This window comes from Megamonas funiformis, from assembly GCF_010669225.1.
In the GTDB taxonomy this organism is placed as follows: Bacteria; Bacillota; Negativicutes; order Selenomonadales; family Selenomonadaceae; genus Megamonas; species Megamonas funiformis.
The window spans coordinates 2,335,102-2,354,285 of record NZ_CP048627.1 but is presented as its reverse complement, the minus strand read 5'-3'; the positions used below and the strand labels follow the sequence as shown (position 1 = coordinate 2,354,285).

16 protein-coding genes and 1 pseudogene are annotated in these 19,184 nt (G+C 31.3%); 6 read left to right on the top strand and 11 right to left on the bottom strand.

Going from position 1 to position 19,184, the window contains the following annotated elements; genetic code table 11:
- The first annotated feature begins 142 nt into the window (after positions 1-142).
- Together GXM21_RS13090 and GXM21_RS11735 are read left to right on the top strand one after the other, a co-directional pair.
- Positions 143-755, top strand: a pseudogene (locus GXM21_RS13090) (DUF554 family protein).
- 23 nt (positions 756-778) lie between these two features.
- On the top strand, positions 779-1,675 hold the full coding sequence (locus tag GXM21_RS11735) for an ADP-ribosylglycohydrolase family protein (RefSeq protein ID WP_008539444.1): 897 nt from the start codon (positions 779-781) through the stop codon (positions 1,673-1,675).
- Between the two features lie 50 nt (positions 1,676-1,725).
- Here GXM21_RS11735 and GXM21_RS11730 read toward each other — a convergent pair whose 3' ends face one another.
- From GXM21_RS11730 to xylB, 8 genes are all read right to left on the bottom strand, one after another.
- Complete coding sequence (locus GXM21_RS11730) at positions 1,726-3,396, bottom strand: alpha-glucosidase (protein WP_008539445.1); 1,671 nt, start codon at positions 3,394-3,396, stop codon at positions 1,726-1,728.
- Between the two features lie 76 nt (positions 3,397-3,472).
- The gene (locus GXM21_RS11725; protein ID WP_008539446.1) at positions 3,473-3,913 is read right to left on the bottom strand and encodes an OmpH/Skp family outer membrane protein; all 441 of its coding nucleotides are present in this window, start codon (positions 3,911-3,913) and stop codon (positions 3,473-3,475) included.
- Between the two features lie 502 nt (positions 3,914-4,415).
- Positions 4,416-5,036 (bottom strand): DUF4867 family protein, encoded by a 621-nt coding sequence (locus tag GXM21_RS11720; protein ID WP_008539447.1) that lies wholly within the window; start codon positions 5,034-5,036, stop codon positions 4,416-4,418.
- A gap of 163 nt (positions 5,037-5,199) precedes the next feature.
- Positions 5,200-6,333 carry an RNA-guided endonuclease InsQ/TnpB family protein gene (locus tag GXM21_RS11715; RefSeq protein WP_163604723.1) on the bottom strand — a complete coding sequence of 378 codons (1,134 nt, stop codon included), beginning with the start codon at positions 6,331-6,333 and terminating at the stop codon, positions 5,200-5,202.
- On the bottom strand, positions 6,311-6,937 hold the full coding sequence (locus GXM21_RS11710) for an IS607 family transposase (RefSeq protein WP_075554812.1): 627 nt from the start codon (positions 6,935-6,937) through the stop codon (positions 6,311-6,313). The genes GXM21_RS11715 and GXM21_RS11710 overlap by 23 nt, the downstream gene beginning before the upstream one ends.
- 90 nt (positions 6,938-7,027) lie before the next feature.
- Positions 7,028-8,044, bottom strand: a complete 1,017-nt coding sequence (locus GXM21_RS11705) for a LacI family DNA-binding transcriptional regulator (RefSeq protein ID WP_008539450.1) — start codon at positions 8,042-8,044, stop codon at positions 7,028-7,030.
- A 100-nt stretch (positions 8,045-8,144) separates the two neighbouring features.
- Entirely contained in the window at positions 8,145-9,563 is a 1,419-nt protein-coding gene (locus tag GXM21_RS11700; protein WP_008539452.1) for a sugar porter family MFS transporter, read from the bottom strand.
- Positions 9,564-9,592: 29 nt separating this feature from the next.
- Entirely contained in the window at positions 9,593-11,119 is a 1,527-nt protein-coding gene (gene xylB / locus GXM21_RS11695) for a xylulokinase (RefSeq protein WP_008539453.1), read from the bottom strand.
- Between the two features lie 348 nt (positions 11,120-11,467).
- Here xylB and GXM21_RS11690 point away from each other — a divergent pair, with 348 nt between their 5' ends.
- Both GXM21_RS11690 and GXM21_RS11685 read left to right on the top strand, forming a co-directional pair.
- Positions 11,468-12,955 carry an L-fucose/L-arabinose isomerase family protein gene (locus tag GXM21_RS11690; protein WP_008539455.1) on the top strand — a complete coding sequence of 496 codons (1,488 nt, stop codon included), beginning with the start codon at positions 11,468-11,470 and terminating at the stop codon, positions 12,953-12,955.
- A 78-nt stretch (positions 12,956-13,033) separates the two neighbouring features.
- Positions 13,034-13,609, top strand: coding sequence for a cytidylate kinase-like family protein (locus GXM21_RS11685; protein ID WP_008539456.1), 576 nt, complete (start codon positions 13,034-13,036; stop codon positions 13,607-13,609).
- A 97-nt stretch (positions 13,610-13,706) separates the two neighbouring features.
- Here the strand turns inward: GXM21_RS11685 and GXM21_RS11680 are convergent, their stop codons facing one another.
- Together GXM21_RS11680 and pdxR are read right to left on the bottom strand one after the other, a co-directional pair.
- On the bottom strand, positions 13,707-14,690 hold the full coding sequence (locus tag GXM21_RS11680; RefSeq protein WP_008539457.1) for a Gfo/Idh/MocA family protein: 984 nt from the start codon (positions 14,688-14,690) through the stop codon (positions 13,707-13,709).
- 13 nt (positions 14,691-14,703) lie between these two features.
- A complete protein-coding gene (gene pdxR / locus GXM21_RS11675) occupies positions 14,704-16,143 on the bottom strand; it encodes a MocR-like pyridoxine biosynthesis transcription factor PdxR (RefSeq protein WP_008539458.1) in 1,440 nt (479 codons plus the stop codon).
- Positions 16,144-16,260: 117 nt separating this feature from the next.
- On the opposite strand from pdxR, the gene pdxS reads away from it, so the two are divergent.
- Together pdxS and pdxT are read left to right on the top strand one after the other, a co-directional pair.
- On the top strand, positions 16,261-17,139 hold the full coding sequence (pdxS, locus tag GXM21_RS11670) for a pyridoxal 5'-phosphate synthase lyase subunit PdxS (protein WP_008539459.1): 879 nt from the start codon (positions 16,261-16,263) through the stop codon (positions 17,137-17,139).
- Between the two features lie 6 nt (positions 17,140-17,145).
- Positions 17,146-17,721, top strand: coding sequence for a pyridoxal 5'-phosphate synthase glutaminase subunit PdxT (gene pdxT / locus GXM21_RS11665; RefSeq protein WP_008539460.1), 576 nt, complete (start codon positions 17,146-17,148; stop codon positions 17,719-17,721).
- A gap of 59 nt (positions 17,722-17,780) precedes the next feature.
- Here the strand turns inward: pdxT and GXM21_RS11660 are convergent, their stop codons facing one another.
- Positions 17,781-19,010, bottom strand: a complete 1,230-nt coding sequence (locus GXM21_RS11660) for an ATP-binding protein (RefSeq protein ID WP_008539461.1) — start codon at positions 19,008-19,010, stop codon at positions 17,781-17,783.
- Between the last annotated feature and the right edge of the window lie 174 nt (positions 19,011-19,184).

Below are 19,184 nucleotides of genomic sequence, written 5' to 3'. Positions count from 1 at the left end.
ATATATAAAGTAAAAACCACTTGTTAAATAATACGATTTATCAAGTGGTTTTTATTTTGTCATTTTTTCCAAAACTATATTCAAATTAAATGTTATAATATATTTATTTCTAAAAAAAATTATTTTTCAAGGAAGTGTTTTTGTGATTGGTCTTGGAACAATTGCCAACACTATCGCTGTTATTATCGGTGGTGGTATTGGTTTATTTTTGAAAAAAGGCATAAAAAAATCTCTACAAGATTCGCTATTACAGGCTATGGGAATAGCTGTTTTATTCATTGGCATAGGTGGCACACTTTCTCAAATGTTTGTATTTAAAGATGGTCATTTAGAAACTACAGGTACTATGCTGATGATATTTTCTTTATTAATCGGTACTTTCATTAATAGTAATTTGTATTGGCGCTATGGCTATTATTGGAGCACTCCAAGATGGTTTATCTGGTGATTATAGTTTACTTTTGACTAAAGCCATTTTAGATGGTGTCATTTGTATGGTTTTTGCTTCAACTATGGGAGCTGGCGTTTTACTTGCGGTTTTACCTTTATTTATCTATCAAGGGTTGATTACTTTATGTGCTAGTTTTATATCACCTTATCTTGCGACTGCTATAATTAATGATATCTGCTATATTGGCAATATTTTAATCACTATTATTGGTATAAATTTAACATTTAATAATATAATTCATATTCGTGTTGGTAATATGCTTCTTGCTCTTATAGTGCCAGTAGTTTATCATATATTTAGTTAATAATTTATATTGGAGGAAAATTTGTGGAAAAAATAAATAAAATTAAAGGGGCTTTATATGGTGCAATTATTGGTGATGCTCTCGGTGCACCACTTGAATTCATGCCTCAAGAACAAATCAAATCTCAATTCGGCAAGATTACAGAAATGATTGGTGGCGGTTGGTTACAAGTTCAACCAGGCGAAGGAACTGATGAAACAGCTCTACTTCTTGCTACTGCTTATGGAATTATGAAAAATCCTGAAAATCCATTTGCTGAAATCGGCAAGAATTTCATAAAATGGGCTATCAGCAGACCAAAAGATATCAGTGATACAACTCTTCGCAGTATTGATAAAACAATGTCTAAAGGTCATGGTAAACATCTTATTCCTAAAGCTCGTTGGCAAGAGTCCGCTGGACAAGTGGATTTATTCAGCAATCGCGGTAGTGTAGATAATGGTGCTATATTAAATACTTTATATCCTGCACTTTATTATACTGATGAATTCAATGCTGTTACTACTGCTCTTGATATCACTAATATGACTCATGTAAATACCCAGTCTGATAATGCTTGCCGTATTTACGCTCAATTGATTTTCCGTATTTTGAATAACAATATCACTAAAGATGATATGGATAAAATGATTGATAATACTATGTATTATGATTATAAAAATGAAGAAATTCAACCAACAGCTTCTGCTTACGATAGCATTATAGCTATGCTTCATGCTTTTATGCCTACAGATAATTTTGAAGACGCTGTACTGACTGCTATTAACTTTGGCGGTGATAGTGATACTATTGGTGCTATTACAGGTGGATTAGCAGGCTGTTACTATGGTTATGATAATATCCCAACTCGTTTTGTTGAAGCTATTCCTTCTGATATCAAAAAAATGCTCGATACTATTATTGAAGCTATTCCAAACTAAAAAAAATATCCTTATAGATAGAAATTCTATTTATAAGGATATTTTTTATTTTATTTCTTAACTTTATAAACTCTTACTTCATAAGAACGCAATAATGTTGCTTCACGATTTCCATAAGTAGATGCTAGTAATGTTGCACCTTTTAATTCTGGTATTTTATAACCGCGAATTTTTGCTGTTGTATTAGCGATAACAATAATGCGTTCTGATTTATCTTTAGTTGTACGTGCATAAGCATATATACCTGGACTATATGATAATAATTCTTCATAATCGCCTTCAATTAATGCTGGATATTGCTTACGTAATTTTATTAAATTTTTATAATAATTAAGTACAGAATTTTCATCTTCTGTTTCTGTTTCCACATTCAATTTAGGATATTCATCATTGAGTGGTAACCATGGTCTACCAGTAGTAAAACCTGCTTTAGAGCCACTATTCCATGTCATTGGACTGCGTGCATTATCTCTACTGTATTTCCAAACACCTTTCATAGCTTCTTTTGGTGTCAATTTATCTTTTAGTGCCAATTCATATTGACCAATAGATGAAATATCATTATACATTTTAATTGATGGCCATTTTATATTTGTCACACCTAATTCTTGACCTTCATAGATAAATGGTGTTCCTCTCATAGTCAATAAAATTGTAGCAATAAATTTAGCTGCTAATTTTGTATCTGTTCCCTGTGGGAAGAAATAATTTGTGCAACGTGGTAAATCATGATTTTCAAAATAAACAGGTACCCAGCCATTATCTTTTGTAGCTTCTTCATCTTCTGTGAAACATTTTCTAATATCGATTAATTTCCATGATTTGCGTTTATGCCATGTGCAATCTTCATCAAAACCTAAGCGAATATGGCTAAAATCAAAGGACATATCAAATGCACCATTTTCGCCAATCCATTTATCAAAATCACTTGGATAAACACCATCTGCTTCTGCTACTGTAAATATATCTGCTCTATCAAAAACTTTTTCTCTAAATTCATGTAGAAAATCTAATATACCATCTTGATAAGTTGTAGCTTTAGCGATACTAGCTAAATTATCTGCTCCATCTACTGGTAAATCTTTAAATTCACTAGGTTTTTTAATATATACAATCGCATCAATTCTAAAACCACGAACACCTTTATCTAACCAGAAATTAGCTGCATCAAATAAAGCTTGTCTAACTTCTTTATTTTCCCAGTTTAAATCTGGCTGAGCACTAGCAAAAGTATGCAAATAATATTGATTTGTTTTTTCATCAAGAGTCCATGCTGAACCGCCAAAAATACTACGCCAATTTGTAGGAGCAGAGCCATCTTCTTTACCATCACGCCAAATATACCAATCACGTTTAGGATTATCTTTGGAGCTTCTAGACTCTTCAAACCATTTATGTTTATCTGATGTATGGTTAAATACTAAATCCATTACGATTTTTATATTGCGTTTATCTGCTTCCGAAATGAGTCTTTCCATATCTTCCATAGTCCCATATTCTTTAGCTACACTACAATAATCAGAAATATCATATCCATTATCAACAAGTGGTGAAGGATAAATCGGACAAAGCCAAATAGCACCCACACCTAAATCTTGCAAATAATCTAATTTACTAATAATACCTGGAATATCTCCAATACCATCGCCGTTACTATCACAGAAAGATTTAGGATAAATCTGATATACAACTGTTTTTTGCCACCATTTTAATTCACCCATCATTTCCACCTCTATTTTTAATTAATCTAAGAAAAGCAGGTACTATTTGTACCTGCTTATTTTTATAAAATATCAATTATTTTGCAGCATTTAAAACTTCTTCTGTAATATCAACAGCAGTAAATAAAGCTACATCAGAAGTAATAACTACGCTATATCCATGTTCTTGAGCTACTTGTTTAATTGCATTATTAATTTTTTCCTGTACTGGTTTTACTAAATTAATCTGTTTTTGTCTTAAATCAGTAGCTACTCTTGCACGAACTTTTTGAATATCTGCAGGACTCATTTTTTCGTTAACAGATTTCTCAAATTCTTTTTGTGCTTCTTCAGTAAGTTTATTCATATTTTCCTGAATGGATTTACTTTCTGGAATATTAGCTAATACGTACTGATAATTAATAGTAGCAACACTTGCTGTTGTAGCTGGCTGATATACTTCAGCAGCAGAAGCAGTTCCTCCTATTCCTAGCATAAATAATGCCGAACAAATCATTGCTAAAAGTTGCTTTTTCATTTAAATGCCTCCTAATATGAACATTAAGTCATTAGTGTTATTATAGCATAAATATATCTAAATCGTTATATATTATTTATTATAAATTAATTAAAAATATTACTAAAAATTTCATTAGCTTTTTACAATTGTACGATTTACAGCAAAACATTTCTTATGATATCTTATACCAAATATCAAACATTAAGAAAGGATTTATTATGTATAACTTTATCCGAAGATAAAATCAAAGCAAATCAAGGTAAAAAATCGTCAAACAAAAGAAAAAGCTACTATTGAAGCTGAAAAAGTTTTATATTTATGTCTAGAACAAGGATTGAGCTTTAAAATATCTCAAGGTTGTGTACTCACCTTAGCACCACCATTAATTATTTCTCCTGAGGAGTTAAACCTTGCTATGGATAAATTAGAATATGCTCTAACACAAGTTTTTAGACATAATATTTAAATAAAAAAACTACTATAGAATTTAGAAATTAAATCTATAGTAGTTTTTATTTTATTAAATTGTTGTATTCTCACCGATTAAGCCAATAAAGCCGCCATCTTTATCTACGCCACTTTCACTATGTCCAATAAGCCATTTATTAGCAGCAAAAAGTAATTGATTTTCACCTTTATTTTCAACTGGTTTTACCTGCAATGGAAGATTAGTTCCTTTTGGTAAAACTACACCACAACGAAATTCTTCATTATTTTCTTTGCATGGTGCATAGTGAAGAGTTGTCGCATAAAGTTCTACTGCTGTACCTGCTGGTACAAAGAAGCACTCTATATTTTTAGTTTCATAAGTATTATTTGTGTAATCGATATCTTGCTGACGACCAAGCATCAAAATTAAATCTGTAGCTGCAATATCGATTTCAGAAGAACGATGATATTCTACTGCATTTAATTTATTGTTATAGCCACTGCAAAAACCAAATTCCACTTCTAATCCGCCATAAACTTCATCTTGCATCTGTTTAAATAAAGGCAATGCTTCTAAATCCGCATCAGAAGGTTCATATACTACACCTTCTTTAATAGCTTCTTTTGCTTTCATTGTTGCTACAAATTCAGCAGTATCAACGTCTAAAACTCTACCATATTGCTTGAATTCAATATCATGTACACTTTTCATTATCTTTACCGTTGCCAAAAATCTATAAAAATATAAAAATTTGTTTATTTCCTTCTTCATTGAATCCGATTTTGCCGTAGCTACTTTCGTTTGATATGATTCTCCAAAGGCTTAAATTCGGATACAACGAATCCTACATATTAGCATTTTCTTGCTTGTGAAACTATGCTAATTTATACATAGATAAATTTAGTGAAGCATTTAAATCCCTATCAATTACTGCTCCACAATGTGGACATCTATAAACTCTATCTTTTAGTTTTAAATCTTTCTTTATAAATCCACACTTGCTACAAGTTTTTGATGATGGATAAAATCTATCCGCTACTACTAATTCAATTCCATTTAATTCAGATTTATATGTTATATACTGTCTAAATTTATGAAAACATTGTTTTTTTACTGAATCAGATAAATGTTTATTTTTCATCATTCCAGAAACATTCAAATCTTCTATTACAATTCTATATGGTTTGGTTTTCACTATACTTGTTGTAACTTGATGAATATAATTGTTTCTAATATTAGCTAATTTTCTATATATTAGTTTTGTTGTATTCTCTAATTTTTTTATATTTTTAGTTTTGATAAATTGGCAACGTTCACCTCCTTCTTTTTTGATTTTATTTATTTCATATTTTCTACTTATTTGTCTTTGCTTTTGTTTTAATCTTTTTTCTAATTTTTTTACTTTTTTAGTCTTATTAATGTTTTTAAATATTTTTCCATCGGAACAAATAGCCAACTCTTTCAATCCTAAATCTATACCTAATGAAATATTTGTTAATTCTTCTTGTTTTTTATCTACCTCTATTCCAACAGATAGATACCAATATTTATTATCATAAGTTATTCTAGGATTATTATATTTAACATTAATTGGTATTTGTTCATTTATTTTTATCCAACCTACTTTTTCTATTAAAACTTTTTTCTCTTTAATTTTTAATTTAATCGGGTCGTTATAAAAACTAGGTTTACTTTTTTTCCTACTTTTAAATTTGGGTTTGTTAGCTAAGCTTTTAAAAAATCTTTTATAAGCCTTACAAGCATCTTTTACAGATTGTTTAGTGATATTATTTGATACTTCATTTAACCAAGTTAGTTCAGACTTTTTAAGTTGAGTTAATTCTTTTCTGATAACTCCGTCGTTAATAAATTTACCACCATTTTTATAATTTTCTTCCTGTTTTGCGAGAGTATAATTATAGATGAATCTAGCAGTTCCTACAGATTGCCACAGTTTTTGTTCTTGCTCTTTTGTTGGATAAATTCTAACTTTTTTCGCAAGTATCATCTTCTATTAACTCCTTAATCATTTTTTTAGCTTTATTAGCTCTTTTTCCTTGAAGTCTACAACTAAATACAGTAACTATTTGAATTAAATCTTCTACTAACTCTTGTTCTTCAGTTCTCTCTGTATTATCAATAATTTCAATTGTTGTTCCATATTTTTCACAAAGATTTTCTATCAATTCATATCCAAATCTAATTAATCTATCTTTATAAAGAATTACTACTTTCTCAATCTCTGAATTAGTAATCATATCAATTAATTGATTCAGTCCTTTTTTATTATAGTTAATTCCGCTTCCAATATCCGTTATTATCTCAAATTGATAACCTTTTGCAATCATATATGTCCTTACATTTTCAATTTGCCTTTCAAGGTCATCTTTTTGCTTAGTTGAACTAACTCTGCAATAACCAACAATTTTTTTATTTATTTTAGTTTTTATCTTCAAACCTAAAAAATTATTAAGTTGTTCTTGAGAATAATATCTTGTACCACCAGTAGTTACATAAGCAGGTTTAAAAGTATTATTTTTATCCCAATTTCTAAGAGTTTGAATTGTTTTCCCTATTTTGTCTGCAAATTCTCCTATTGAGTAATATTTCATATTATCACCTCAATAGTATTATATCATAATCTTTAAATAATTTATAGATTTTTATATAAAATTATATATTATTTATAACAGCTTTAAGCCTCATAAATTTTCTAATATTTTTATTTCATTTTTCATTATATGTCTACTTTTATCAGGGCTAATACCATTTACTAGATATTCAAAAACAATTTGCATAGCTCTTTGACCTTGTCTATAAGGGTGTTGATAAATCACTGCTTTAATTACATTTTTCTTCATCATTTCCACTGTAGTTGGCACTGTATCAAAAGCAATTATCGTTAAATCATTCTGTTTTTTTAATGATAATACCGCTCTACAAGCACCATATACACCAGCTGCTACAATAAATATTGCATTTATTTCTTTATGTTTTGTCAACATCATCTTAGTCTTATCATATGAAGATATATCATCATCATCATTTTCTTGAATATCTACTATTTTAAATTTAGGATTTTTATTTATATTTTCTTCAAATCCAGCTAAACGTTGCTTATGACCTAATACCTTTGATGAACCCATGACTATACCTATATTAGCCCCATTTGGTATAATCATCTGCAATAATGCACCTGCTGTTTCACCGCCATTAGTATAATCACTACCTACATAACATTGACGTTTGGAATTATCTACATCATTATTTATTGTTACTACAAAAATTCCAGCATCTACAAATTCATTGATTTCATTTATAATTACAGGGTCATTTACTGGATTAATAATCAAGGCATTTACTTTATCTTTAAGCTCTTCCATGATTTCATGTTGAGACTTTACATCATAGCCTCTCATATTTTTCCAAATGACTTTCAATCCATAAATTTCATATTTTTCCGTAGCTAATTTTATACCTCTGATAACATCATCAAAGAAAGGATTACCTTCTGATGAAATCACAACTCCCACCACTGGATTTTTCTTTCTAGCAGATAGTGCTTTTCCTGCTGGATTTGGCTTATAACCTAATTCTTTTGCCATAGATAACACAAGTTCTTTCGTCTCTGGCTTTACATTGCCACGTTCGTTTATAACTCTATCCACTGTTCCTCGTGAGACACCACAAAGGTCCGCAATTTGTTTTATCGTAACCACCAAAAGTACCTCCTATAATGCTGTTAAAATCTCTTAGTAAAGTTACACTATTATATACATATAATAACACAGCATTATAGGATAACTCATCAAAATTTAATTAACAACCGATATCTTTTAATTTTTTACCTTCCATAAGGTTCTGTTCAATTTTTTCTAATGTTACACCTTTTGTTTCAGGTACATAACGCATTGTTAAATATACAAATAAAGCATTCAATGCTGCATAGAGCCAGAAAGTCATTGTAGAACCTAATGTATCAAGTAAAGTTAAGAATGTAGCACCGATTAAAGTACAAGATAACCAGTTAGTCATTGTAGAGCAAGCAATACCAAAATCACGGCTCTTAAGTGGTTGAATTTCAGAACATAAAATCCATACAACAGGACCTGCACCAAAACCAAAGCCAATAATTGCTAAAATTACCATACCAGCAGATAAGTAAGGAATCCATGTAGATGTATTTCCACTTTCTAAACCAAAGAAGCAAAGACCTAAAACAAATAAGGAAACAGCCATTATAGCAAAACATCTAGATAATGCTGGTTTACGACCAGATTTATCAACAGTACCTACAGCAATAAATGTTGCTAAAACGAATACAAGACCATTGACTACAGTACCTATCATCTGTTCTTCTGTAGAAGAGAAACCTGCAATACTTAAAATTTTTGGAGAATAATACATAATGATATTGAAGCCTGTGAGCTGTTGCATAAATTGAAGTAATACACCTAAAAATACTGCACGACGAACATTTTTATTAGCTTTGAATAATTCCCAACCAGCTTGTTTTACTTTTAAATTTTCTTTAATATCATGTAATTCAGTTTTTGCAATTTCAACATTAGTATGCATGGAACTTAATACATTAGCAGATTCTTGGAAACGACCTTTAGAAGCAAGCCAACGAGGACTTTCGGGCAATGCTAATACACATAAAATAAGTGCTACTGCTGGAATAGCAATGACCATGAGCATAGCTCTCCAATCACCAGTATAACTAAAATAAGTATCAGATAAGAAAGCTACTAAAATACCTACTGTAACCATTAATTGATAGCCAGAAATAATACTTCCACGAGCATCTTTGTCTGACATTTCAGCTAAATATAATGGAGCTGTATAAGATGCTATACCTACAGAAAGACCTAAAATCAAACGAGCACCAATGAGCATTTCTACACTTGTTGCCATACCAGAACCAAGACAACCTACAATAAATAATGCAGCACCAATCATCAAAGATTTTTTACGGCCAATTCCAGAAGATAATTTTGAAGCAATAATTGCCCCAATAGCTGCACCTACCATCATAGAACTTACTACCCATTCTTGTAGACGACTTGTAAGTTCCCATTCTTTGGCAATAAATGGTAAAGCTCCAGAAATAACCCCTTGGTCAAGACCAAATAATAAACCTGCCATACCAGCAACCACAAATACGAAAATTCTCACAAATTTTACACGACTTGCTGATGTCGTTTGAAATGCTACTTCAGATTTTATTGTTCCCATTATTTACTCTCCTCTTAAATATATAAAATTTATAACTTAGCTAAATCCTGATAACAATCCTTTAATTGCGCATATACTTTCTTGTATAAAGCATGTCCTTGTTTATAATATTCACTTTCTTCTTTTATTGGACTGCAATTTGTTCCTGTTTTGATAAATTCATCACAAGCAGATACTACATCTTTGAAAATTCCAGCTCCTACACCAGCTAAAATAGCTACCCCTAATGCTGGACCTTCTTCAGAAGTCAATGTTTTTACTTCACATTCAAACATATCTGCAAGCATCTGGCGCCATACTGGGCTTTTGCCACCACCACCACATGCCATCATTTCATCTACTGTTACACCCATTTCTTTCAAAATGTCATAACAATCGCTAAGTGAATATGCTACACCTTCCATGACTGCTCTCATCATATTTTCTTTTGTATGAATTGCAGATAAACCAAAGAATACACCTCTGCAATTTGGATCAAGATGTGGTGTTCTTTCGCCCATCAAATATGGTAAATACATCAATCTATCACTGCCACATGGAATTTTTGCTACTGCTTCATTCATGAGTACATATGGATCTTTTCCCAATTCTTCTGCTTTTACTTTATAATTATCAGCTATATTATCGCGGAACCATTTAAGTGATAAACCTGCTGCAAGTGTTACCCCCATTACATGCCAGCAACCTGGTACTGCACAACAAAAAGTATGAACTCTACCTTTTGGATCAATACTTAATTTATCTGTATGTGCAAATACTACACCACTTGTACCAATTGTAGTGAATGCTTTACCGTCTTTTACAATACCAGTACCAATAGCTGCTGCCGCATTATCTCCTGCACCACCTACAACTACTGTATCAGTGCTAAGTCCTGATAATTTAGCAAATTCATCATTAATATGTCCTGTTACTTCTGGAGATTCATATACTTTTGCCAATAAATTTTTGTCTATATCAAGTTTTTCTAAAATCTCATCTGACCATTGACGTTTTGGAATATCTAATAATTGCATTCCACTTGCATCAGATACTTCTGTTGCATACTCACCTGTCATGCAAAAACGTACATAATCTTTTGGCAATAAAATATGTTTACATCTTGCATAATTTTCTGGTTCATTATTTCTAACCCATAAAATTTTTGATGCTGTAAATCCTGTCAATGCTGGATTTGCTGTAATTTCTATCAATCTTTCAGCTCCAACCTTAGCAGTGATTTCTTCACATTCTTTTACTGTTCTTTGGTCACACCAAATAATTGAAGGACGAATTACTTCATTATTTTCATCAAGCATTACTAGCCCATGCATTTGACCAGATAAACCTACGCCTTTTACATCTTCAGGATTAATTTTAGATTTTGCCAAAACTTCTTGAATTGTATGTAAGGAAGCATTATACCAATCTTTTGGATTTTGTTCTGCCCAACCATTTTGTGGTTGATACATTGGATATTCTTCTGAAACTGAAGCTATAACTTTCATAGTTTCATCAAATAATACTGTCTTTGTCGCTGAAGTTCCTATATCTAAACCTAATAAATATTTCATCATTTACCGCCTCTCCTTTGTGCTTAAGCACATTTGTTGTTTTTAATATATCATCTTTGAATTTATCCGTCAATATTTATTTTTATAATTTTTCAGATTTTTTTAATATGTTTTTCTATTTTATTATAAATAAGTAAAAATATTATTTTTTCAATATTTTACACAGAAACATTTCTTTTATAAAAAGACGATTTTTTTATTAAACTATTATTATAAATTTTCTAAAAAATTTTTATTGACAAAAACATCACTACATGGTATTCTTTAATTGTTCTTGATTGTGCCTAAGCACAAAAACAAAATAATAAAATAGTAAATATATTAGTGTATATATAAAAGGAGAGTATATTCATGTTTAATAATATTCCTGATGTAAAACTTGGTATCATTGCTGTAAGTCGTGATTGCTTTATCGTTTCTCTTTCTGAAAATCGTAGAAAAGCAATTGTTGAAACTTACACTAAACAATATGGTGAAATTTTCGAAGCTCAAACTGTAGTAGAAAATGAAATCGATATGCTCAAAGCAGTTGAAGAAGTTAAAACTGCTGGCTGTAATGCTTTAGTTGTTTTCTTAGGTAACTTTGGTCCAGAAACTCCTGAAACTTTAATTGCTCAAAAATTCGATGGCCCTGTAATGTATGTAGCTGCTGCTGAAGAAACAGGCAAAGACCTCATCAATGGTCGTGGCGATGCTTATTGCGGTATGCTCAACTGCTCTTACAATCTCGGTCTTAGAAAAATCAAAGCATTCATTCCAGAATATCCTGTAGGTACTGCTGATGAAATCGCTGAAATGATCAACGAATTTAATCCTGTTGCACGTGCTTTAATCGGTGTAGCAAATCTAAAAATCATCACTTTTGGCCCTCGTCCACAAGATTTCTTTGCTTGCAATGCTCCAATCAAACCACTTTATGATTTAGGCGTAGAAATCGAAGAAAACTCCGAACTTGATTTACTTGTTTCTTATAAAGAACATGCTGATGACCCACGTATTGATGATATCGTTAAAGATATGGCTGAAGAAATGGGCACATCTAATCCATATCCAGATCTTTTAAAACGCATGGCTCAATATGAATTAACATTACTTGATTGGGCTGAAAAACATAAAGGTTCTAGAAAATATGTAGTATTTGCTAATAAATGCTGGCCTGCATTCCCATCTCAATTCGGTTTTGAACCATGCTATGTAAATAGCCGTCTTGTATCTCGTGGTATTCCTGTTGCTTGTGAAGTAGATATCTATGGCGCACTCAGCGAATATATTGGTACTTGCGTAAGTGGCGATGCTGTAACTCTTCTCGATATCAACAACTCTGTACCAAAAGATTTATTCGAAGAAGATATTGCTCCAAAATATAAAAACTACACCCTCAAAGATACATTCATGGGCTTCCATTGCGGTAATACTCCTATGTGCAAACTCGCTAAAGGTGCTATCAAATATCAGCTTATCCAAAATCGTTTACTTGAAAATGGTGGCACTCCAGATATCACTCGTGGTACTTTGGAAGGCGATATTGCTCCAGGTAAAATCACATTCTATCGTCTCCAAAGCAATGCAGCTGGACAATTACGCTCTTATATAGCTCAAGGTGAAGTATTACCTGTTGCTACTCGTTCCTTCGGTGGTATCGGTATCTTCGCTATTCCTGAAATGGGTCGTTTCTATCGTCATGTACTCATTGAAAAACAATATCCACATCATGGTGCTGTAGCATTCGGTCATTATGGTAAAGCTTTATTCAGTATCTTCAAATTCTTAGGTGTTGAAGATGTAGCTTTCAATCAGCCAAAAACTATGATGTACCCAACAGAAAATCCTTTTGCTTAATTAAAGATAAATATAATAAATAATAATAAAGAGCATCTACTTTTGTAGGTGCTCTCTTATAAATAGGAGGATTATTTCATGAGTAATTGTATTATTACTATTGGTCGTCAATATGGTGCTGGTGGTCGTGAAATCGCTGAAAAATTAGCTAAACAATTACAAATACCTTTATATGACCGCAAACTTGTAGCATTTATTTCTGCTCATCTTGAAAAAGGTGTTTCTCTTAATGAATTAGATTTAACATATGACAATCTCTATGGCAGTGTTTCTCCATATGAAACTATGTTTGCTGATTTGAATGTAGAAGACGATAATTATTTATTCACTCCACAATCAAAAGCTATCAAAGCACTCGCTGAAAAAAATTCTGGTATTTTTATCGGTCGCTGTGCTAATTTCATTTTGAAAGATGTAAAAAATGCTCATCACTTCTTTATTTGTGCAGATGATGAATTCCGCAAAATACGAGGCACTAATGTTTATCATAAAGATTTAGCTACATTAAAAAAAGAAGATGCTAAACGTGCTTCTTACTATAATTATTATACAGGTTCTACATGGGGTGATTGTGCAGATTATGATATGATAATCAATGTAGGTCGCTGTGGCATAGATAAAGCTGTAGAATTAATCGCTAATTACATTAAATAATTAAATAACCAACAACTTTCTTTAAAAATATAACTTATCTTAAGAAAAGGCATAAGAAAAAATTCTTATGCCTTTTCTATTTATAAAATTAAAATACTCAAATATTAAATTCTACTTTGCCACTTATTCTAGCTTGTTCTAATACTTTCATTACATTTAAACTATGTTCTAATGTTTTATAACAAGTAATTAAATCTTGTTGTTTAAAGATTTCTATGAAGGCTACAAATTCATTGACCATGCGATGATTATATTTTTCTTTATTTATCAAGATTTCTTCTTCACCTTTTTTATGAACTTTGACTAACGCACAAGCATTTGGCGCACCTACTAATTCCATATAGCCTTTTTCACCTTGAAATACAATTCCGCTGATACTTTCGGAGTCTTTAGCTGCACTACATACTACTGTATAATCATCATAATCTAATAATGCTGTACCTGAAATATCTATGCCATTAAAACCGAGGTTTGGTCGATAAATAACTTCTTTTGGTATACCTAATACGCCCATGACAAAATGTAAATTATAAATATTTAAATCATATAAAGCACCCCCTGCATGTTCAGGGCTAAATGCTGGTGCTACATCTTTGTTTAAATATCTATCATAACGGCTAGAATATTGTGCATAATTAGCATGAACATAACGCAATTGACCGATTTGATTTAAATTTTCTTTTATATATTGATAATTTGGCGCATATAAAATAGTGATAGCTTCAAATAAAAATAGATTTTTAGCTTTAGCTAAATCTATTAATTCTTGTGTCTGTTTTGCTGTGATGGTAAAAGGTTTTTCACAAATGACGTTTTTCCCTGCCTCTAGTGCTTTTTTTGTATATTCATAATGCACACTGTTGGCTACAGCTACATAAATAAAATCTATTTCGCCATCTTCTAGCATTTGATTATAATCTGTATATATTTTAGCGATATTAAATTTATCTGCTATTTCTTCTGCTTTTTGTCTGCTCTGTGGTCGACTACATATAGCTACAATTTCTAAATCTTGAATATTTTTTGTAGCTCCTATCATTTCATGTACAATTTTGCCGTTTCCAGCAATACCTATTTTCATAAGTATTCCCCCTTTAAGATTTAGTTATATTTTGAATTATTTTTATCCCTGTATTTATTTCTGCCAAAGACAAAGTGGCAAAACTCAAACGTATCTGTTTATTAGGGGCATTGCGCACAAAAAATGGTGCACCATCGCAAATTATTACCCCTTCATTTCTAGCTTTTTCAATTATCTCACTTGCATTCAATCTATCCGGCAAATTCAACCACAAAGACAATCCCCCTTGTGGTTTTAAATAATCTATATCTTTAGGCAAATATTTTTTTGCCATTCTAAGAGCAAATTCAAATTGTGTTTTATACACACTGCGAATAGAATTTAAATGTTCTTGCCATAATCCTTCACGCAAATAATAATCAAAAACTCTCTGTGTAAGTCCAGAAGTCGCTATATCTGAAATATGTTTTACATTTAATAAAGTCTGTGCCAATACTTGGGGCATGATTAAATAAGCAAGTCTTAATCCTGGCATAAAAATCTTTGATAAACTGCGAATATAAATCACTCGATCATCTGTATCATACGCTTTTAAAGGTATAGGCGATTTTTCTTGATAACAAAGACCACTTATATAATCATCTTCCAAAATATAAGCATTATAAAAACGAGCCAATCCCATTAAACGACGACAATTAGCTTTTGTATAAGATATGCCTGTAGGATTTTGAATATTAGGCATCACATATATCAATTTAGGTCTAAATTTCCTTAATTTATTTTCGAGGTCAACTAAGTCAATACCTTCTTTTGTCAATTTAATATCTATAATTTTTGCCCCACAAGAACGAAAAGCCGCTATCGCACCTGGATAAGTTGGATTTTCTACAAATACAATATCTCCATGTTTTAAAATAGCACGTGCCACTATATCTATGCCTTGTTGTGCACCTGAAATAATCTGAATGTATTCTGGCGTTGTATTTATCCTTTTTTTCGCTAATTCTTGAGTAATCGATTGGCGAAGTGACAAATAGCCTTGACTGTCTTGATATGTAAATGCATATCCTTTGTCTCTTTCCAAAATTTTATTTACCACTTGCTTAAAAGTCTCTATGGAAATCATATCCGGATTTAAGGATATCGTACTCATATTTATCACATTTTTTTGACCCTGCAAAATTTTTAAATCATCAGTTAAATCAATGGGAATGTGATTATTCTCTTCTAATTCATCAATAGTATTAATCACTTGTTCAGCCACATAACTTCCGCTACCACGCTTACTAAAAATAAAACCATTTTTTTCTAATTCTTTGTAAGCATTAACTACTGTACTTGGATTTACTTGCAAATTTTGAGCTAGACTTCGTACAGCTGGTAACTTATACCCTGGTGATAATAAATGCTGTTTTATCATTAATTTTATTTGCTCATATAATTGTACATATAAAGGCTCTTTTAAATCTTTGTCTAATTGTATCGATACAAATTCAATTAATTTATCCTTCATTCTTGCTATTTTTTTCTCCTTTATCTATAATTTATAAAATTTAATTTGCAAATTTAAATATTGTATTGATACAATTTTATCATTTTAATTAATATACTACAATCAAAGGAGCCTATCATGAATAATCGTTACAATTTAAATAAAAATCTTGCACAAATGCTCAAAGGCGGAGTTATTATGGATGTTACCAACGTAGAGCAAGCAAAAATAGCTCAAGAAGCTGGTGCTGTTGCAGTTATGGCACTTGAACGCGTACCTGCTGATATACGTCGTGAAGGTGGAGTTGCTCGCATGTCAGATCCTAAAATGATACGAGAAATTAAAGAAGCTGTTTCTATCCCTGTTATGGCAAAAGCTCGCATTGGTCACTTTGTTGAAGCTCAAATATTACAAGCTATCGGCATTGATTATATTGATGAATCAGAAGTTTTAACACCAGCTGATGACGAAAATCATATCTATAAACAAGATTTTGATATTCCTTTTGTTTGTGGTGCTAGAAATTTAGGTGAAGCACTTCGTCGAATTGGTGAAGGTGCTAGTATGATTAGAACAAAAGGTGAAGCAGGTACTGGAAATGTCATTGAAGCTGTTCGTCATTTTAGAACTATGCAAAAAGATATCAATAGAGTAAAATCTGCCACATCTAGTGAGTTAATGCATATCGCTAAAGAAATAGGTGCTCCTTTTGATTTAGTTTGTTATGTACATGAATATGGAAAACTTCCTGTTGTTAATTTTGCAGCTGGTGGTATTGCCACTCCTGCTGATGCTGCCTTAATGATGCAATTAGGTGTTGATGGTGTATTTGTAGGCTCTGGCATCTTCAAATCCGGTGATCCACAAAAACGAGCAAAAGCTATTGTCGAAGCTACTACTTTTTACAATGATCCTGAAAAACTAGCTAAAATATCAGAAAATCTCGGTGAAGCTATGGTCGGTATAGAAATAGATACTATTCCTCAAGAACAACAAATGGCAAAACGTGGCTGGTAATGTGATATGAATAAAATAATTGGTATTTTAGGTATGCAAGGGGCTATTGCTGAACATCAAGAAATCTTATTGCAAATACCACATACAAAAATTCGTATAGTAAAAACAGCCAAAGATTTAGATTGTATTGATGGGCTTATTTTACCTGGTGGCGAGTCTACAGCTATAGGAAAACTTCTTGATTATTTTAGCTTAAAAGAAATTTTACGGCAAAAAATCATTTCAGGTTTACCTGTATTTGGCACTTGTGCTGGCTTAATCTTGCTTGCTAAAAATATTGAAAATCAAACAAATACGCATCTTGCAACTATGGATATAACAGTTAAACGCAATGGCTATGGCTCTCAATTAGATAGTTTTTCTACTAATTTATTAATTCCTACCATAGATAAAAATATGCCTATTCCTTTAGTATTTATTCGTGCTCCCTACATCACTAAAACAGATAAAGATGTACAAATTTTAGCTACTTTAGATAATAAAATCATAGCTGCACGACAAAAAAATATGCTTGTAAGCTCTTTTCACCCGGAATTAACTTGTGATTTAAGATTTCATCAATATTTCCTATCAATGATTTAAATCTATAATAAAAAATTCAATGAAATTTTCTAATAAAAAAGCAGGATATCTCCTGCTTTTTATTTATTATAAACTTGCCCTAAATAATGTGTTACAAACTGTTGTGCTATTCTGCCGGAGCGTCCAGAATGTTCTTTTTCCCATGCCCCTGCTTTTACGCGCAATTCTTCTTTAGATAATTCTATGCCATGCTGTTTTAATAAACCATCTACAATATCTAAATATTCTTGTTGGTTTGGTGCCATATAATAGATGATTAAACCAAATCTATCAGAAAGTGAAATAGTTTCATTCAATGTATCACTGCGGTGCATATCATCATCATTTGCCCCTCTATCTTTATAACTTTCTTTAATCAAATGACGACGATTTGATGTAGCATAAATAAGTACATTTTCAGGTTTTGCCGAAGCACCACCTTCAATTGCTGATTTTAAATATTTATATTCCACTTCAAATTCTTCAAAAGATAAATCATCTAAGAAAATGATGAATTTCTTACTGCTAAAATCTCGCAAACGCTCCATAATAACAGGTAAATCTATTAATTGCTCTTTAGTTAATTGAACTAAACGCAAACCCTTATCAAAGAAAGAATTAACCACTGCTTTTACACCTGAAGATTTTCCTGTACCTCTTGCCCCTACAAGTAAAACATTATTTGCTGGCTTATCTTCTACAAAGGCTTTCGTATTGGCTAATAATTCTTGTTTTTGATATTCATAGCCGATTAAATCTTGAAGTTTCATAGTTTCAAAATGTTTAATACCAACTAAACTATCCTCATCTCTATCCCAACGGAAAGCTCGATAATCTGCCATATCTCCACTGCCAAATATTCTATAATAATTGATAAAAACATCTGCCTTATCCTTGCTAGTTTGTGCTTTATCTAGATTTTCTACTAATAAATTGAACGCTGTAGATTGATTAATATTTGTCGGTTCATAATCATCTAATAAATCGCAATCTAAAAGTAAACTAGGTTTTAGAAGCAATAATTTTTCTATTAATTCAATATCATGACAAAAAGCTTGATACAAACTTTTACCGATTTTACCACCAGATTTTTCTACTGCATAAGACACACAATTACTTTGATGAGCCACAGTATAAATCATATATGAACGTATAATATTTCCAGATAAACCCAACTGCTCCGCCTTATTAATCAACTTAGCAGCAACAGCCCCTTTATTTAAATTTTCTCGAGAAATAGTTTTTTCGATATCTCTAAAAACATCATCATTGAATAAATCTTGAAATACCAATAAATTATGTAAATCCATAAAAATACTCCTTTCAAATGCGTTTCCTTATAGTTTACAACATTTCAACCAAAAAATAAAATACACCCTAAAAGATTATTTTATAAACTATGTAAAAGTATCTATAGAGAAAACAAATACAAAACAAAAACCTCGAGAAACATAAAACTACCCTTCTCGAGGTTTTTATTATTG

Excerpts from the sequence above, each read along its gene's own strand:
- GXM21_RS11720 (WP_008539447.1), bottom strand. The coding sequence starts at position 5,036 with ATGAAAAGTGTACATGATATTGAATTCAAGCAATATGGTAGAGTTTTA.
- GXM21_RS11685 (WP_008539456.1), top strand. The coding sequence starts at position 13,034 with ATGAGTAATTGTATTATTACTATTGGTCGTCAATATGGTGCTGGTGGT.
- pdxS (WP_008539459.1), top strand. The coding sequence starts at position 16,261 with ATGAATAATCGTTACAATTTAAATAAAAATCTTGCACAAATGCTCAAA.
- pdxT (WP_008539460.1), top strand. The coding sequence starts at position 17,146 with ATGAATAAAATAATTGGTATTTTAGGTATGCAAGGGGCTATTGCTGAA.
- GXM21_RS11700 (WP_008539452.1), bottom strand. The coding sequence starts at position 9,563 with ATGGGAACAATAAAATCTGAAGTAGCATTTCAAACGACATCAGCAAGT.
- xylB (WP_008539453.1), bottom strand. The coding sequence starts at position 11,119 with ATGATGAAATATTTATTAGGTTTAGATATAGGAACTTCAGCGACAAAG.
- GXM21_RS11680 (WP_008539457.1), bottom strand. The coding sequence starts at position 14,690 with ATGAAAATAGGTATTGCTGGAAACGGCAAAATTGTACATGAAATGATA.
- GXM21_RS11710 (WP_075554812.1), bottom strand. The coding sequence starts at position 6,937 with ATGAAATATTACTCAATAGGAGAATTTGCAGACAAAATAGGGAAAACA.
- GXM21_RS11715 (WP_163604723.1), bottom strand. The coding sequence starts at position 6,333 with ATGATACTTGCGAAAAAAGTTAGAATTTATCCAACAAAAGAGCAAGAA.
- GXM21_RS11730 (WP_008539445.1), bottom strand. The coding sequence starts at position 3,396 with ATGGGTGAATTAAAATGGTGGCAAAAAACAGTTGTATATCAGATTTAT.
- GXM21_RS11725 (WP_008539446.1), bottom strand. The coding sequence starts at position 3,913 with ATGAAAAAGCAACTTTTAGCAATGATTTGTTCGGCATTATTTATGCTA.
- GXM21_RS11690 (WP_008539455.1), top strand. The coding sequence starts at position 11,468 with ATGTTTAATAATATTCCTGATGTAAAACTTGGTATCATTGCTGTAAGT.
- GXM21_RS11660 (WP_008539461.1), bottom strand. The coding sequence starts at position 19,010 with ATGGATTTACATAATTTATTGGTATTTCAAGATTTATTCAATGATGAT.
- pdxR (WP_008539458.1), bottom strand. The coding sequence starts at position 16,143 with ATGAAGGATAAATTAATTGAATTTGTATCGATACAATTAGACAAAGAT.